We start from the raw sequence: 13,903 nt of genomic DNA, 5'->3' as shown, positions 1-13,903 counted from the left end.
CGCATCGCGGTGCCCCGGGCACTACGCGGAGTTGGCCGTGCGGCACTCCGGGTGGCCCCAGCCCTGGGCGTTCTTGGCGATCGGCTCGCCGGCCGCGTAGGAGCGGCCGCACGCGCAGCGGCCGGGGAACTTCGCTTTGATCGTACGGGCGGAACCGCCGCCCTTGCGGGCCGGTCCGGCCGTGGCCGACCTGCGGCGCGGGGCGGTCGGCGGGGCGTCCGGCGCGGGCGGCGGCTCCGGCGAACCGAGGCCGCTGCCCGCGGACTGCTGCGCGGAGGCGGCCTGGCTGGCGGCGCGGTCGGCGAAGTCGTTCAGCGGGTCGCCGTCGACCTGGTGGGCGGGCACGTAGCGGAACTCCACCGCGCGGCCGTCGAGCAGTTCGTCGATGCGCACGACCAGGTCCTGGTTGGCGACCGGCTTGCCGGCGGAGGTCTTCCAGCCGTTGCGCTTCCACCCGGGCAGCCAGGTGGTGACGGCCTTCATGGCGTACTGCGAGTCCATCCGGATCTCCAGCGGCACACCCGGGTCGGTCGCGGTCAGCAACCGCTCCAGCGCGGTGAGTTCGGCGACGTTGTTGGTGGTACGGCCCAGCGGGCCGGCCTCCCACCGGGCGGGGGTCTCGCCCTCGTCGGCGACGACCCAGGCCCAGCCCGCCGGTCCGGGGTTCCCCTTCGACGCCCCGTCGCACGCGGCCACCACTCGTTCACGCATGGTCCGATCATGCCATGGCCCATGCCATGGCATGGGCCGGGCCCCCGAGCGCGGAGCCGGTCAGGACACGTCGCTGAGGCCGGGCATCTCGCCCACGGTGGTCGTGGTGTCGATCACCGAGAAGTTCGCGCCCTGCGGATCGCTGATCGCGGCGAACCGCCCGAAGGGACTGTCCATCGGCCCGAACCGCAGCACGCCGCCCAGCTCGGTGGCGCGGGCGGCGGCGGCGTCGCAGTCGGCGACGGTGAAGTAGACGTTGATGTAGTGCGGCACGTCCGGCGGGAACTCGTCGGTCATCTTCATCCGGCCCAGGACGGGACCGGCTTCGAGGTTGTAGATCCGGAAGTCGACCCCGTCGTCCTCCATCTGCTGGGCCGTGTACGGGAAGACGGCGCAGAAGAAGGTGTCCGACTTCTCGGGCTCGCGGGTGAAGACCTCCGCCCAGCAGTAGGCTCCCGGCTGGTCCATGGGGGCCTCGAACCCCTCGTGCGTGCCCGGCTGCCACACCCCGAAGACGACCCCGCTCGGGTCGCTGGCCAGGCACATGCTGCCGAAGTCGCCGACCTGCATCGGCTCCGCCAGCAGCCGCCCGCCGTGCGCGCGGATCCGGTCCGCCGTGGCGGCCGCGTCCGGCGACGCGAGGTACAGGCACCACTGCGGCTGCCCCTCCTGGCCGGGCATCGGCGGTACGACGGCGGCGACCGCCCTGCCGCCCGCGTAGGCCTGGGTGTAGTCGCCGTACTCCGACGTCGCCTCGCCGAAGGTCCAGCCGAGGACGTCGCCGTAGAAGGTCTTGGCCCCCTCGATGTCGCCGAACATCGCGTCGGCCCAAATGGGCGTTCCCTCTGGTTTCCCAGCCATGGCCGCGGCCCTTCCGTGTCGAGGGGGATCGTCCCCTTCCTCACGCTAGCCAGCCCCGGGGCCGCTCGCGCGCCGAGCGCGCCGCCGCAGTCCTCGGGCGGGCACGCTCGGCGGCCGGGCGTGCCTCGTACGTCAGCGCAGCGCGCGCCGGTCGGCGTGCAGGCGGTCCGTCAGCCGGATGGTGATGAACTCGTTGTCGTCGGCCCGGCCCGGCGTCCGGCCGGAGGAGAACGGGAAGTTGTTGTCGTTCAGCACGGCCAGCGTCCGGTCGTCGAGCAGGACGACGTCCTCGATGGTGGTGAACGGGAAGCGGAACGTCTCCCCGAAGCCGCCGAGCCCCTGGGGATTGGCGAGGTCCAGCAGATCGGCCACGAGCGTCTTGTCCATCGCGCCGTCGCCGTCGCGGTCGCGGGTGTCGGCGAGGTAGATCCGCTTGAACCGCGCCGCGTCGCCCTGGCCGCCGTCCCGCTCGATGACGAGGAAGCGGTGCCGGTCGACGGCGATCGCGTCGCCGATGGCGTGCGCGGTCGACTCCAGACGGTAGACGTACCGCTTGCCCGTGTAGCCGCGGCGGCTCAGGTCGAACTCGCTGAACCGCAGGTCGCCGGGCGTGTCACCGGTGACGGTGCCCTCCAGCAGCGGGTAGAGGCGGCGGCCGTCGACGGAGCGGACCAGGCCCTCGAAGCCCTTGCTGCCGCCGAGGGTGGGCTGGGCCCCGTCCAGACAGGGGTTCTCGGGGGCCCGGACGCCGTCCAGCGCGACGGGAGCGTCGAGGAGCCGTCCCCTGGCGTCGAAGTGCAGCAGGAACGGGCCGAACTCGTCGCCCGCCCAGTACGTGCCGTCGGCGACCCGCACGATCGACTCGACGTCGAAGTCGGCACCGGTCAGCACCCGGTCGGCGCGGGTGAGCGCGAACGGCACCTTGCGGTAGGGGTCGCTCAGACCGAACCCGCCCAGCACCCGGACCCGGCCGGTCTTCGGGTCCGGCTCGATCCGGTGCACGCGCAGCAGGTAGTCGGCGCTGTTGGCCTGGTTGCCGTAACCGTTGTCGGACAGCACGTCGAAGGTGCCGTCGTGCCGGTTGACGATGCCGCTGAAGCCCTGGACCGGCTGGTCCGCGAAGGGCGCGGCGATGCCGTTGAACGGACCGGCCCCGATCAGCGCACCGGACGGCTCGCTGTCCGGCACGAACGTCTCGGCCGGCAGGGAGGCGAACCCGGTGAGCGTCGCCCGCCCGAAGCCGCCGTCCGCTGAGCCGTTCCCGGCCGCCGCGGGAGAGGCCAGCGCCGCGGTCAGGACGACGGCGCCGAGCAAGATCGAAAGTCTTCTCATGGCGGGCACCGTAGAGACACCGTATGACGGGCACGCCAACGCCGGAAGACGAAACCGGACACGCGTGCGGTCGCGGCCGTCGTGTCCGGTGCGGGTCTCCCGTCCGCCGCCGGGGCTGTGCTTGCCTGGGCGGCCCGGTCGGCGGGCGGGGCGGGAGATGCCGTACGGGCGGGCGGTGGGTGGCCGGGTTGCTGCCGGCCGGGGCGGTGCTGCTCGGCGGCTGCGGGGATCCCGCGTCCGGGCCGGGCACCGGACCGCCGCCCGCGCCTCGCGGCGCCCGGGCCGTGTCCAGGCCCGCCATGCCCCGGGACGCCGGACGCCACCCGGCAGGGCGCCCCGCGCGGGCGCCCACGGTGCTGTACCCCGGCGACTCGCCGGCGACGGAGAACCAGCAGGTCATCGGTCAGGAGTCCGCCGGGAACTGCGGGCGGCGTACACCGGCGCGCCCTACTCCGGCACCGCGCTCTGCGACTGCCCGGAGGGCACCGGCGAGCGCTCCCGTGCCGATGGCGCGGGAGATCACGCGGGTGGTCGGTGCGGCGGCCCGGTCCCGGTGCCCCGGCGTTCGGCCGGCTCGGCTGCCTTGCCGGTGGAGCCGGCCGGCGGCCGGCCGAGGCGCGCGGGGCGCCCCACGGGTCACTCGCCTGCGTGCGCCGCGCGCACGGCGGCGATGTCCAGCTTGCCCATCGCCGTCATCGCCCGGGTGGCGCGGTGCGCCTTGCCCGGGTCCGGGTCGCTGATCAGCTCGATCAGCCCGTCCGGAATGACCTGCCAGGACACGCCGTACTTGTCCTTCAGCCAGCCGCAGGGGCCGGGCTCGCCGCCGCCCTCGGTGAGCCGGGTCCAGTAGTGGTCGACCTCCTCCTGGTCCGCGCAGAAGACCTGGAAGGAGATCGCCTCGGTGAACGTGAACTGCGGTCCGCCGTTGAGCGCGACGAACCTCTGGCCGTTGGCCGTGAACTCCACGGTCATCACCGAGCCGGCGGGCTGCGGGGCGCCTTCGCCGTAGCGCGCGACGCGCCCGACGCCGGAGTTCTTGAAGATCGACACGTAGTGGTGTGCGGCTTCCTCGGCCTGGTCGTCGAACCAGAGACACGTGGTGAATCCATCGATGGCCATGAGTACCTCCTGAGGCGGGGAACGCGGTCGTGGGACAGGGACCGGCGGGACACCGGAAACTCATCGGTCGCGTCGTGGATCCGTGCGCCCGCCGCCGCGGTCCGCGCCCGGGGGGTGTCGCGACCCCGGCATGGCCGGCGGGACTCCCCCTAGCATCGCCTCCATGACGCCGCCCCCGCCCGCCGACGGCATCCGGCCCTTCCGCCTGGACGTCCCGCAGCGCGACCTCGACGACCTGCACGACCGCCTGGACCGCACCCGGTGGCCCGACGAGCTGCCGGACGTCGGCTGGGCGTACGGCGTGCCCGGTGACTACCTGCGCGAGCTCGTCGGGTACTGGCGGCACACGTACGACTGGCGTGCGGCCGAGGCGCGGCTCAACACGTGGCCGCAGTTCACCACCACGATCGACGGGGCGAACGTCCACTTCGCGCACGTCCGCTCGCCCGAGCCGGACGCCACCCCGCTGGTCGTCACGCACGGCTGGCCGGGCTCGATCGTGGAGTTCCTGGACGTGGTGGGGCCGTTGACCGACCCGGCCGCGCACGGCGGGGACCCGGCCGACGCGTTCCACGTCGTGCTGCCCAGCATCCCCGGCTTCCCGCTGTCCGGGCCGACCACGGACACCGGCTGGGAGGCGGGCCGGGTCGCCGACGCGTGGGCGGAGCTGATGCGCCGGCTCGGCTACGAGCGGTTCGGGGCGCAGGGCGGCGACTGGGGCGCGGTGATCTCCCGCGAGCTGGGCCGCGTCCGTCCCGGCCGGGTGATCGGCGTCCATCTGAACCTGCTGCCCGGCGCGCAGGCGGTCACCGAGCCGACGGGTGAGGAACTGGCGGGGCTCAGCGGCGCGGAGCGGGAGCGGACGCTCGCCTCCTGGCGGCGGTGGAGCGCGTGGTCGCGGGAGGGCACGGGGTACGCCGTCCTCCAGTCCACCCGGCCGCAGACGCCGGCGTACGCGCTGACCGACTCGCCGGTCGGTCAGCTGGCGTGGATCGTCGAGAAGTTCCGGGAGTGGACGGACTCGGAGGAGCTGCCCGAGGAGGCCGTCGACCGGGACCTGCTGCTCACCAACGTGACGCTGTACTGGCTGACCGGCACGGCCGGCTCGTCCGCCCGGATCTACTACGAGCGGGCGCACGCCTCCGGCCGGGCCGCCCGCCCCCAGGAGCCGTCGGCCGCGCCGACCGCGGTGGCCCTGTTCCCGGCGGAACTCCAGCTCCCGCTGCGGCACCGGGCCGAGCGCACCGAGAACGTCGTGCGCTGGACGGAGTTCGGCCGGGGCGGGCACTTCGCGGCGATGGAGGAGCCCGACCTGCTGGTCGAGGACGTACGGGCGTTCTTCCGGCAGCTGCGCGCGGGGCAAGGCGGGTGAGCGCCCTGCCCGTGGCGACGATTCGCCGCGGGCAGAGCGATGCGCCACGGGCCCGGGCCGGGAGTGGACGGCACGGCCCTTCGCCTCCGTCCGACACCCGAGGAGCGCGCACGCACACCCTGTCCGAGGCGCCGGACCGGCGTCAGGCGGCCAGGCAGAGGCCGTTGCGGGGCGCGGCGGACGTGGCCCGGCCGCGCGCGTGCCGGTGCCGGGTGAGGTCGCTGTGCGCCCGCGCCAGCAGGTCACCGAGGCCGAGGCCCAGGGCGTGGGCGGCTGCCGCGAGCACCTCCGAGGAGGCCTCCTTGCGGCCGCGTTCCACCTCCGACAGGTACGGCATCGAGATCCGCGCGGCGTCGGCGACGTCCTGCAACGTCCGCTCCTGGGCGAGCCTTTCCCGTCGCAGCACGTCACCGACCAGGTCGCGCCAGAGCGGCTCCCTGGCGGCGGGCAGGGACGGTGCGTCGGCGGGCCGGCCGGTCGCCGGGCGGGCGGGCTCCGGGCGAGCGGTCCCGGGGCGGGCGCGCTGCGGGCGCAACGGGAGGACACGGGCCTCGCCGGGCGTCGTCCGCTCGTCGGGCACTCGGTCGTTCTTCGGCATGTGGTTGCTCACCTCTTCAGCCTAGATTCGCGCGCCGCGAGGGGAAGCCCGCGGCATTCCGCCCTCGGTGGAATAGGACATATCAACCAAAATAGTGTCAGATTACCTCAACTCGCTGAGTGATCGGCCGGGTTGACACCCCGGGCCGGGCCGCCGATTCGCGCCGTCGGCAAAATAGGGAGCATGCGATGCGGAAGGCCGGGTACACGCGTGGATACGCCGTCGCGTTCCGGTCGCTCACCGGTGTGCGACGCCTGGAACCGAGGACGACACGAGCCGAAGAGGCAGACGTCGCACCATGACTGTCGTGGGAGAGGTAATGGACACCGCCGTGACCGGGTCGGAGGCAGTAGCCGTCAAGGACAGCCCCGTCGCCAGGACGGACGAGGGGCCGAAGCCGGAAGTCGTGGACCCCCGGACCGTGGCTCCGCGCGACGCGCGAGAGCTGTCCCGCCAGTTCTTCGCGCGCCTGGCCGAACTCGAGGAAGGCACGCACGAGTACCAGTACGCGCGCAACACCCTCATCGAGATGAACATGTCGCTGGTGCGGTTCGCCGCCGGCCGGTTCCGCAACCGCGGGGACGACATGGAGGACATCGTCCAGACCGGGATGATCGGGCTGATCAAGGCCATCGACCGGTTCGAGCTCTCCCGTGAGGTCGAGTTCACGTCGTTCGCCCTGCCCTACATCGTCGGCGAGATCAAGCGGTTCTTCCGCGACACCACCTGGGCCGTGCACGTCCCCCGCCGTCTGCAGGAGCTCCGCGTCGAACTCGCCAAGGCCCGCGAGGAACTGGCCAGCCGGCTGGACCGGGACCCCACGGTCGCGGAGCTCGCCACGCTGATGAACATCTCCGAGGACGAGGTCATCGAGGCGCAGATCGCCGCCAACGGTTACAACTCCGCTTCCCTGGACGCCGCCCTCACCGGCGACGGCCCGGAGAACGGCGAGGCGGTCCTGGCCGACTTCATCGGCGTCGAGGAGCACGGGCTGCGGCTCGTGGAGGACTTCCAGTCACTCGCCCCGCTCATGGCCGAGCTCGACGAACGCGACCGGCAGATCCTGCACCTGCGGTTCGTGGAGGAGGCCACCCAGGCGGAGATCGGCGAGCGGCTCGGCTGCTCCCAGATGCATGTGTCCCGGCTGCTCAAGCGGATCATCGTCCGGCTGCGCCGGGGGATGCTCGGAGAGCTGGGCTGCGCCTGACGGCACGGCCGCACGCGTTCAGGTGAGCCCTCGGCGGTTGCCGGGGGCTCACTGTCCGTCCAGCCGCACGGTCGCGCGCACCCGCTTGCCCACCGGGACCCGTTCGACGGTCACCTCGGCCGCCAGCGCGTGCACGATCTCCAGACCGTGCCGGCCGACCCGGGCCGGATCGCGCGGGAACCGCCTGGGCAGGGCGGCGCTGCTGTCGTAGACGGACACCGACGTGACGCTGTCCGTGCCCTCCAGCTCCAGGATGTACGGCCCGTTGCTGTGCCGGTCGGCGTTGGTGACCAGTTCGCTCACCACGAGGAGGACCGCGCCCTCGGCACGGGCGTCGATCTCGGCGCACCACTCGGTCCTGAGCTGTTCCAGGAAGAGTGAGGCGAGGGAACGCGCCTCGGCGATGCATCCCGGCTCGCCCGTGTAGTGCGCCGCCTGCCGTAGCGGCTCCACGGGCACGTCGAAACCAGTCGGTACGACGGCCCCGTCCCCGTGCTCGATCATGCGTGTCTCTCTCCGAAGCCGGCCATGCCGGACGCCACTGCACCAGTCCTCGTACCCCGGCCCGGGCGCCGCAGTCCATAGTGCCGGAGTCGCCACATCGCCGGAGCCATTGCGGGGGATTCGGAGCCCGTGTACGCGGAGGACGAACGCGTTCGCGCCCTCGGTGACGGGCCATTGCCGATCCACAAAAGCCGCATGCACCGGCAATTCACACCAAACAACTTACTGCCGCCGGGCGACGAAGTCGGGAAAGGTCTGAACGGGAGGCCGAAATCGCAGAAACGACCGGAGGGGCCGAGAAGCCCGTGAGGGGTGTGAGGCGCGCGGCACGAACGGACCCTCCGGCGCGCGCCGGGTGCCGGGGCTGCTTAGCGTGACAGCGTGAGCGCGCGCACCCCCTCCGGCCAGGCACCGTCCCGTCGCGGCTGGGCGCAGGCCCTGGTCGTGGCGTCGGCGGGACTGATCGCCATGGTGGCCGTCGCCGCGCTGGGGCTGTGGGCGGCGGGGGCGGCGGACCTGCCGGACGGGGCGTTCGCGCGGGTGGTCGCGGCGACCGTCGTCACCTCGGTGGGCGGTGTCGTCCAGTTCTCCGGGGAGGCCGGCGGTCTCGCCGGGACGACGGCGGAGCTGACCGTGATCCCGTTGTCCGTGACCCTGGCCGGCGCCCTGGTGACCGCCGCGGGCTTCCTGCGGCCGCTGCGGCACCGGGCGCCGGCGGGCCCCGGCGAGCTGGGCGCGTGGGCGGGCAGGGTGGCCGTCCTGTGGCTGCTGGGGCTGCTCGGTCTCGCCCTCGCGGCCCGGCAGACCTTCCGGATCTCGCTGGGCGACAGCGCGGTCCGCGACATCGCCGACCTGTTCGGCGTCACGCCGGAGGTCGGCTTCACCACCGACGTGCCGTCGTCCCTCCTCCTCGGCCTGCTGTGGCTGGCGGGCGTACTGGCGCTGGCGCTGCTGGTCTCGCGCGCCGCACCGCTGCCGGGCCGCCTGGAGCGGCTGCGGGAGCCGGCGCGCCCGGCCGCGTCCGCGATGGTCGCCCTGCTGCTCGCGTACGTCGGCCTGGGCCTGGTCGTCGGCCTGGTCGTCGCCGGCCGGGGGCAGCCGGCCGACACCTTCGCCGTGCTGCTGCTCGGGCTGCCGAACCTGGCGTGGCTCGGGCTCACCCTCGGCCTGGGCGCCACCTGGGACGGCCGGGTGGAGGGCCCGTTCGCGCTGCCGGTGCCGCCCGCGCTGGACCAGGTGCTGCGCTCCTCGGAGGTCCAGGCCCTGAACGTCGGCACGCTGGCCGGCCACGACGGCCGGTGGTGGTGGCTGGTGGCCGTGGCGGTGGTCCTGGTGGCCGCGGCGGCGTTCGGGGCGGCGGTGCGCGCGCCGGCCGGGACGCGGCTGTGGCGGCACGCCGCGCACATGGCCGTCGCCCTGGCGCTCACCGTGCTGATGATCTGCCTGACCTGCCGTGTCTCCGCGTCCTACGGCCTGTCCGTGCTCGGCATCGGCGACCTGGGCGGCGACCTCGCCGGTGAGCTGTTCCTGCGGCCGCGGCTCTGGTCCGCGCTGGGGCTCGCGGTGCTGTGGGGGGCGGCGGCCGGTCTCCTCGGCGGCCTGCCGGCCCGGGCGGTACGGCGACGGGGCGCGGGGCCCCGGACGTGACGGCGGCGGTGCACCGGGCGGCGACGGCCCGGGTCAGGCGACCGGGACGACGAGGGCGGGGATGGTGCGCTGCATCCGCAGGGCGTCGACGGACTCGGCGAGCAGCTCGTACTCCGTGGTGTCGTCACTGGTGGCGATCCTGACCAGCCGCCCGGCGGCCAGCTGGTCCGCGATCAGCTCCTGCTGCGCCGGATCCGCGCACCAGGCACGCAGCACCGACGGCACGTCGGCCACTCCGGCGCCGACCGGGATCAGCGCGTTCGGCGGGAACGGCGCGTCGCCCGGCCGCGGATCGAGCCGCTCGGCGATCCAGGTGGCACGGTCGCGCAGCCACCACAGCGCGAGGGCCAGGGTGGGCGCCCGGTAGGTGCCGAGGGGCACACCGACGCGCCGGCCGCCGCAGGTGCCGTACGCCGTGACATGGCAGAGGAATTCGTCGTGCACGTTCGCCTCCCCGTCGCATCGCCCGCTTGCGGTGATACCTCGCTTTCGGTGCGGCTCCCGTGCGGTGAAACAGTCCCTGGCGTTCGAGTATCTTCACTCTTGAACCACTGTCACCACGTCTTTCCGGCCAGTCTCCTGGCATATTCACCGCACGTATTGGCCAGAATGCTACGGGTAAGGTGCGCAGGCCGGACGGCACGGTTCCTCGGCGGTAAGCGGAGCGATCACTTCCGCGCGGCGTCTTTCCCGTTCACGCGACCCGCGCGGAAAACCTTCCAGATCATTTCGAGTGGAGTACACCGCCGGGACGGCCGGAAAGGCGCGCGGGCAATTCGGCGCCGTTCCGCGCGCAGGGCTGCGGCGAAAGCGAATGGACGCGGAACGGCTGGCCCGAACACGTCGTTCGTCGGGCGGGAACGGCGACGGCCGTGCCCCCCGAGGCGGTGGTTCGCCTCCGGGGCACGGCCGCGGGCGCGACGGGTCAGGGCCGGGCCGCGGCGTCGATGCGGGCGAGTTCGTCCGCGTCGAAGCCGAGGTTGCCGATCGCGGCGACGCTGTCCTCCAGCTGCTGCGGGCTGCTCGCGCCGACCAGGGCGGAGGTCACCCGGCCGTCGCGCAGGACCCAGGCGAGGGCCATCTGGGCCAGTGACTGGCCGCGCGACTTGGCGATGTCGGCGAGTGCCCGCAGCCGGCCGACCAGTTCCTCGGTCAGCGCCTCGGAGTTCAGGAACGGGCTGTCGCTCGCGGCCCGCGAGTCCTCCGGGATGCCGTCGAGGTAGCGGCCGGTGAGCAGGCCCTGCTCCAGCGGAGAGTAGGCGATGGAGCCGACCTCCAGCTCGTCCAGGGCGTCCAGCAGTCCCTCCTCGGGGCGCCGGTCGAGCATGGAGTAGCGCGGCTGGTGGATGAGCAGCGGGGTACCCAGCTCGCCCAGGATGCGGGCGGCCTCGCGGGTCTGCTCCGGGGAGTAGTTGGAGACGCCGACGTACAGCGCCTTGCCCTGCTGCACGGCGGAGTGCAGGGCGCCCATCGTCTCCTCCAGCGGAGTCTCCGGGTCCGGGCGGTGCGAGTAGAAGATGTCGACGTAGTCCAGGCCCATCCGCGTGAGGCTCTGGTCCAGCGACGACAGCAGGTACTTGCGCGAGCCCCACTCGCCGTACGGGCCGGGCCACATCAGGTAGCCCGCCTTGGTGGAGATCACCAGCTCGTCGCGGTACGGGGCGAGGTCCGCCGTGAGCGCCTCGCCGAACGCGGACTCGGCGGCCCCGGGCGGCGGACCGTAGTTGTTGGCGAGGTCGAAGTGGGTGACGCCGAGGTCGAAGGCGCGGCGCAGGATGGCGCGCTGGGTCTCGACCGGCCGGTCGGGGCCGAAGTTGTGCCACAGGCCGAGCGACAGCGCGGGGAGCTTGAGGCCGCTGCGGCCGGTGCGCCGGTAGGGCATCTCGGTGTAGCGGTCGGGGTGTGCCGTGTACAACGCGACTCCAGAGGGGTGGGCACGGAAGCGAACAGTGTGGCTCTCACTCTGTCGTGACCTGCGGGCAGTGGTCCAACAGAAGAATCCGATGGAATTCAGCGACTACGCTTCTCAGTCATGGAACTGCGCCATCTTCAGCACTTCGTCGCGGTCGCCGAGGACCAGCACTTCACCCGGGCGGCCGAACGGCTGATGGTGTCCCAGTCGGGCCTTTCGGCCTCGATCCGGGCGCTGGAACGGGAGTTGCAGACCCCGCTGTTCGTGCGGACCACCCGCCGGGTGACGCTCACCCCGGCCGGGCGGGCGCTGCTCGGCGAGGCCGAGCGGGTCCTGGCGCAGGTGCGGGCGGCCCATGAGGCGGTGGCGGCCGTGCAGGGCGTGCTGCGCGGCATGCTCACGCTCGGTACCGAGCAGTGCATCGCGGGGGTGAACGTGGCGCGGCTGCTCGCCGCGTTCCGGCACCGCCACCCCGACGTGGAGATCTGCCTGCGGCAGGCGGGCACGGGCGCGCTGGCGGAGGAGGTCGCGGCGGGGCGCCTGGACCTGGCCTTCGCGGTGCGCACGCCGGAGGACGCCGAGCAGTTGCGCTACGTGCCCCTGACCGACGAGCCGATGACGGCGCTGTGCCATCCGACGCACCGCCTGGCCGCCGCCGGCGCGCCGGTGACGCCACAGGAGCTGGGCGGCGAGGTGTTCGTCGACTTCCACCCCGACTGGGGGCCGCGCCGCGCCACGGACGCCGCGTTCGCCAGGGCCGGCGTACGGCGGGCGGTGGCACTGGAGGTGAACGACGTGCACAGCCTGCTCGACCTGCTGGACGAGAACCTGGGCATCGCCGTCGTCCCGCACCACTTCCGCCACAAGCGCCCTTCGCTCACCGCACTGCCCCTGAAAGGCGTCGGCGGGTCGGGCTACGAGACGGTGGCCCTGCTGCCGCCCCGGGATGCGACGAGCCCGGCGGCCCGGGCGCTGATGGCGCTCCTCGACGCGGAGGTCGCTGACGCGCCGTCGTGCGACGGCGCGTGATGCGGCATGGTGGAACCCATGCATGCCAAGGACATCCTCATCGACGGCTACGGCCGCATCCGCGAAGAGGTCCACGCGGCCGTCGAGGGCCTCACCGCCGACGACCTCAACGCCCGGCCCGGCCCCGCCGCCAACTCCGTCGCCTGGCTGGTCTGGCACCTCGCCCGGGTCCAGGACGACCACGTCGCCGACGCGGCCGGGCTCGACCAGGTCTGGCTCACCCAGGACTGGGAGCGGCGCTTCGGGCTCGGCCTGCCACGCCACGACACGGGGTACGGGCACAGCCCGGCGAAGGTCGCCAAGGTGCGGGTCGACTCCCCCGACCTGCTCACCGGCTACTACGACGCCGTGCACGAGCAGACGCTCGGCTTCCTGCGCGGCCTGGCCGCCAAGGACCTGGAGACGATCGTCGACGACCGCTGGGACCCGCCGGTCAGCCTCGGCGTCCGGCTGGTGAGCGTCCTGTCCGACGACCTCCAGCACGTCGGACAGGCCGCCTACGCGCGCGGGCTGCTGCGGACCTCGTAGCCGGGCAGGATCACCTCCCGGATGAGGGCGCTCCGTTCGCCGAACGGGATGAAGGCGCTCTTGACGGCGTTCACGGTCACGGTGCGCAGGTCCTCGACCGTCCAGCCGGCCTCCTCGACCAGCAGGGACATCTCGCGGGTCATGCATGTGCCGGAGACCAGGCGGTTGTCGGTGTTGAGCGTGACACGGAAGCCGAGGTCCTTCAGCGCCGTGATGGGGTGCTCGGCGATCGAGGTGGCGGCGCCGGTCTGGAGGTTGGAGGTCGGGCACATCTCCAGGGCGATCCGGCGGTCGCGGACCCACCCGGCGAGGCGGCCGAGGCTGCCGGACGCGAGGTCGGGGATGTCGTCGGTGATCCGCACGCCGTGGCCGACGCGCTGGGCGCCGCACACCTGCAGCGCCTGGCGGATGCCGGGCAGGCCGTGCGCCTCGCCCGCGTGGATGGTGAACGGCACGTTCTCACGGCGCAGGTGCCCGAAGGCGGCCAGGTGGTCGGCGGGCGGGAAGCCGTCCTCGGCGCCGGCGATGTCGAAGCCGACGACGCCGGCGTCCCGGAAGGCGACCACGAGGTCGGCGATCTCCCGGGTGCGGTCGGACATCCGCATGCCGCACAGCAGCGGCCCGACCCGGACCGGCGTGCCGGCGGCGGCCGCCTTCGCCATGCCCGCCGCCAGCCCCTCCTGCACGGTCTCGACCACCTCGGGCAGGGCCAGCCCGCCCTTGACCATCAGCTCCGGCGCATAGCGCACCTCGCCGTACACCACGCCGTCCGCCGCGAGGTCGAGGACGTACTCCTCGGCCGTGCGCAGCAGGCCCTCGCGGGTCTGCATCACGGCGAGGGTGTGCTCGAAGGTGGCGATGTAGCGCACCAGGTCGCCGGAGCCGGCGGCGTCGTGGTACCGGGCGGCCAGCGCGTCGGGGTCGGTGGTGGGCAGGGTGTGGCCGACCGTCTCCGCGAGCTCGACGACGGTGGCGGGCCGCAGGCCGCCGTCGAGGTGGTCGTGCAGCACGGCCTTGGGGAGGCGGCGGAGGGTCTCTGCCTACGCGCCTAGCGGCCATGGTGCGCCTTTCCTGGGGCGGGGT

At 73.4% G+C, this 13,903-nt stretch carries 14 protein-coding genes; 5 read left to right on the top strand and 9 right to left on the bottom strand.

Features of this window, described 5'->3' with window-relative positions:
- Positions 1–21: 21 nt before the first annotated feature.
- The 4 genes from ACFF45_RS15090 to ACFF45_RS15075 all read right to left on the bottom strand — a co-directional run bounded on the left by ACFF45_RS15090 (position 22) and on the right by ACFF45_RS15075 (position 4,023).
- Entirely contained in the window at positions 22–711 is a 690-nt protein-coding gene (locus ACFF45_RS15090; protein ID WP_381346532.1) for a ribonuclease H family protein, read from the bottom strand.
- 60 nt (positions 712–771) lie between these two features.
- Positions 772–1,572: a VOC family protein gene (locus ACFF45_RS15085; protein WP_381346531.1), complete on the bottom strand. Its 801-nt coding sequence runs from the start codon at positions 1,570–1,572 to the stop codon at positions 772–774.
- A gap of 132 nt (positions 1,573–1,704) precedes the next feature.
- A complete protein-coding gene (locus ACFF45_RS15080; RefSeq protein ID WP_381346530.1) occupies positions 1,705–2,904 on the bottom strand; it encodes an esterase-like activity of phytase family protein in 1,200 nt (399 codons plus the stop codon).
- Positions 2,905–3,540: 636 nt separating this feature from the next.
- A complete protein-coding gene (locus tag ACFF45_RS15075) occupies positions 3,541–4,023 on the bottom strand; it encodes a VOC family protein (protein ID WP_381346529.1) in 483 nt (160 codons plus the stop codon).
- A gap of 163 nt (positions 4,024–4,186) precedes the next feature.
- Between ACFF45_RS15075 and ACFF45_RS15070 the strand changes: the two genes are divergently transcribed.
- Positions 4,187–5,395 (top strand): epoxide hydrolase family protein, encoded by a 1,209-nt coding sequence (locus tag ACFF45_RS15070; RefSeq protein ID WP_381346527.1) that lies wholly within the window; start codon positions 4,187–4,189, stop codon positions 5,393–5,395.
- 142 nt (positions 5,396–5,537) lie between these two features.
- Here the strand turns inward: ACFF45_RS15070 and ACFF45_RS15065 are convergent, their stop codons facing one another.
- Entirely contained in the window at positions 5,538–5,993 is a 456-nt protein-coding gene (locus ACFF45_RS15065; protein ID WP_381346553.1) for a helix-turn-helix domain-containing protein, read from the bottom strand.
- Between the two features lie 319 nt (positions 5,994–6,312).
- Between ACFF45_RS15065 and ACFF45_RS15060 the strand changes: the two genes are divergently transcribed.
- Positions 6,313–7,200: an RNA polymerase sigma factor SigF gene (locus ACFF45_RS15060; protein ID WP_381346552.1), complete on the top strand. Its 888-nt coding sequence runs from the start codon at positions 6,313–6,315 to the stop codon at positions 7,198–7,200.
- Positions 7,201–7,248: 48 nt separating this feature from the next.
- Here the strand turns inward: ACFF45_RS15060 and ACFF45_RS15055 are convergent, their stop codons facing one another.
- Positions 7,249–7,704 (bottom strand): ATP-binding protein, encoded by a 456-nt coding sequence (locus tag ACFF45_RS15055; protein WP_381346525.1) that lies wholly within the window; start codon positions 7,702–7,704, stop codon positions 7,249–7,251.
- Between the two features lie 381 nt (positions 7,705–8,085).
- Between ACFF45_RS15055 and ACFF45_RS15050 the strand changes: the two genes are divergently transcribed.
- Entirely contained in the window at positions 8,086–9,351 is a 1,266-nt protein-coding gene (locus tag ACFF45_RS15050; RefSeq protein WP_381346523.1) for a streptophobe family protein, read from the top strand.
- A 33-nt stretch (positions 9,352–9,384) separates the two neighbouring features.
- Here the strand turns inward: ACFF45_RS15050 and ACFF45_RS15045 are convergent, their stop codons facing one another.
- Complete coding sequence (locus ACFF45_RS15045) at positions 9,385–9,795, bottom strand: hypothetical protein (RefSeq protein WP_381346521.1); 411 nt, start codon at positions 9,793–9,795, stop codon at positions 9,385–9,387.
- Positions 9,796–10,276: 481 nt separating this feature from the next.
- On the bottom strand, positions 10,277–11,266 hold the full coding sequence (gene mgrA / locus ACFF45_RS15040) for an L-glyceraldehyde 3-phosphate reductase (protein ID WP_381346519.1): 990 nt from the start codon (positions 11,264–11,266) through the stop codon (positions 10,277–10,279).
- 117 nt (positions 11,267–11,383) lie between these two features.
- On the opposite strand from mgrA, the gene ACFF45_RS15035 reads away from it, so the two are divergent.
- Both ACFF45_RS15035 and ACFF45_RS15030 read left to right on the top strand, forming a co-directional pair.
- Positions 11,384–12,292, top strand: a complete 909-nt coding sequence (locus ACFF45_RS15035) for a LysR family transcriptional regulator (protein WP_381346517.1) — start codon at positions 11,384–11,386, stop codon at positions 12,290–12,292.
- 18 nt (positions 12,293–12,310) lie between these two features.
- Positions 12,311–12,820: a mycothiol transferase gene (locus ACFF45_RS15030; protein ID WP_381346515.1), complete on the top strand. Its 510-nt coding sequence runs from the start codon at positions 12,311–12,313 to the stop codon at positions 12,818–12,820.
- Here ACFF45_RS15030 and ACFF45_RS15025 read toward each other — a convergent pair.
- Complete coding sequence (locus ACFF45_RS15025; RefSeq protein WP_381346513.1) at positions 12,790–13,830, bottom strand: adenosine deaminase; 1,041 nt, start codon at positions 13,828–13,830, stop codon at positions 12,790–12,792. The genes ACFF45_RS15030 and ACFF45_RS15025 overlap by 31 nt on opposite strands.
- Positions 13,831–13,903 lie beyond the last annotated feature (73 nt).

It is taken from the genome of Streptomyces cinereospinus, assembly GCF_042430725.1.
Taxonomy (GTDB): Bacteria; Actinomycetota; Actinomycetes; order Streptomycetales; family Streptomycetaceae; genus Streptomyces; species Streptomyces cinereospinus.
The sequence above is the reverse complement of the archived record's forward strand: the minus strand, read 5'-3'. Positions and strand labels throughout refer to the sequence as shown.

Coding starts and splice junctions, on each gene's coding strand:
- ACFF45_RS15065 (WP_381346553.1), bottom strand. CDS start 5,993: ATGCCGAAGAACGACCGAGTGCCCGACGAGCGGACGACGCCCGGCGAG.
- ACFF45_RS15060 (WP_381346552.1), top strand. CDS start 6,313: ATGGACACCGCCGTGACCGGGTCGGAGGCAGTAGCCGTCAAGGACAGC.
- ACFF45_RS15070 (WP_381346527.1), top strand. CDS start 4,187: ATGACGCCGCCCCCGCCCGCCGACGGCATCCGGCCCTTCCGCCTGGAC.
- ACFF45_RS15035 (WP_381346517.1), top strand. CDS start 11,384: ATGGAACTGCGCCATCTTCAGCACTTCGTCGCGGTCGCCGAGGACCAG.
- ACFF45_RS15080 (WP_381346530.1), bottom strand. CDS start 2,904: ATGAGAAGACTTTCGATCTTGCTCGGCGCCGTCGTCCTGACCGCGGCG.
- ACFF45_RS15085 (WP_381346531.1), bottom strand. CDS start 1,572: ATGGCTGGGAAACCAGAGGGAACGCCCATTTGGGCCGACGCGATGTTC.
- ACFF45_RS15075 (WP_381346529.1), bottom strand. CDS start 4,023: ATGGCCATCGATGGATTCACCACGTGTCTCTGGTTCGACGACCAGGCC.
- ACFF45_RS15030 (WP_381346515.1), top strand. CDS start 12,311: ATGCATGCCAAGGACATCCTCATCGACGGCTACGGCCGCATCCGCGAA.
- ACFF45_RS15090 (WP_381346532.1), bottom strand. CDS start 711: ATGCGTGAACGAGTGGTGGCCGCGTGCGACGGGGCGTCGAAGGGGAAC.
- ACFF45_RS15055 (WP_381346525.1), bottom strand. CDS start 7,704: ATGATCGAGCACGGGGACGGGGCCGTCGTACCGACTGGTTTCGACGTG.